At 59.5% G+C, this 1,041-nt stretch carries 1 protein-coding gene; it reads left to right on the top strand.

Annotated features, from left to right (window positions below; all coding sequences use genetic code 11):
- Window positions 1-39: 39 nt before the first annotated feature.
- The coding region (gatB, locus tag C1D09_RS16995) for an Asp-tRNA(Asn)/Glu-tRNA(Gln) amidotransferase subunit GatB (RefSeq protein WP_143975401.1) at window positions 40-1,041 on the top strand (1,002 nt) is incomplete at its 3' end.

Here is a 1,041-nt window from a genome sequence, read left to right as displayed (position 1 = left end):
ATCCCGCGCATATTCAGCAGTTCCAATATGTAGGCCGTCATGTCCCTTATCGATACCCGCACGCCCGACCCAAAACGCCTGATCCCCGGCGCCACCGGCGACTGGGAAATCATCATCGGTCTCGAAGTGCATGCGCAGGTCATTTCCGAAGCAAAATTGTTTTCCGGCGCTTCGACCGCTTTCGGTGCGGCCCCGAACGCCAATGTCAGCCTGGTCGATGCGGCAATGCCGGGCATGCTGCCTGTCATCAACGAGGAGTGCGTCAAACAGGCGATCCGCACTGGTCTCGGACTGAAGGCGCAGATCAATCATAGGTCGGTTTTCGACCGGAAGAACTACTTTTATCCAGACCTGCCGCAGGGCTACCAGATTTCGCAGTTCAAGCAGCCGATCGTCGGCGAGGGCACCGTCATCGTTTCGGTCGGGCCGGACCGGAAGGGCGAGTTCGAGGACATCGAGGTCGGCATCGAGCGGCTGCATCTGGAACAGGATGCCGGCAAGTCGATGCACGACCAGCATCCGACCATGTCCTATGTCGACCTCAACCGTTCCGGCGTGGCTCTGATGGAGATTGTCTCCAAGCCTGATCTGCGTTCCGGCGATGAGGCGAAGGCCTATGTGACCAAGCTGCGCACCATAATGCGCTATCTCGGCACCTGTGACGGCAATATGGATGAAGGCTCGCTGCGCGCCGACGTCAACGTCTCGGTACGCCGGCCCGGTGGTGAGTTCGGCACCCGCTGCGAGATCAAGAATATGAACTCGATCCGTTTCATCGGCCAGGCCATCGACTTCGAGGCACGGCGCCAGATCGCCATTCTCGAGGACGGCGGCAAGATCGATCAGGAAACGCGGCTGTACGATGCCGTCAAGGGCGAGACTCGCTCAATGCGCTCGAAGGAAGAAGCGCATGATTACCGCTATTTCCCCGATCCCGATCTGCTGCCGCTGGAATTCGACCAGGTCTACGTCGATGCTTTGGCCAAAGATCTGCCGGAACTGCCCGACGACAAGAAGGCGCGGCTCATCTCCTCGCTGGGT

The organism is Mesorhizobium intechi, assembly GCF_002879535.1.
In the GTDB taxonomy this organism is placed as follows: Bacteria; Pseudomonadota; Alphaproteobacteria; order Rhizobiales; family Rhizobiaceae; genus Mesorhizobium; species Mesorhizobium intechi.
Note: the sequence above shows the minus strand (reverse complement) of the source record. Positions and strands in the feature narration are given on the sequence as shown.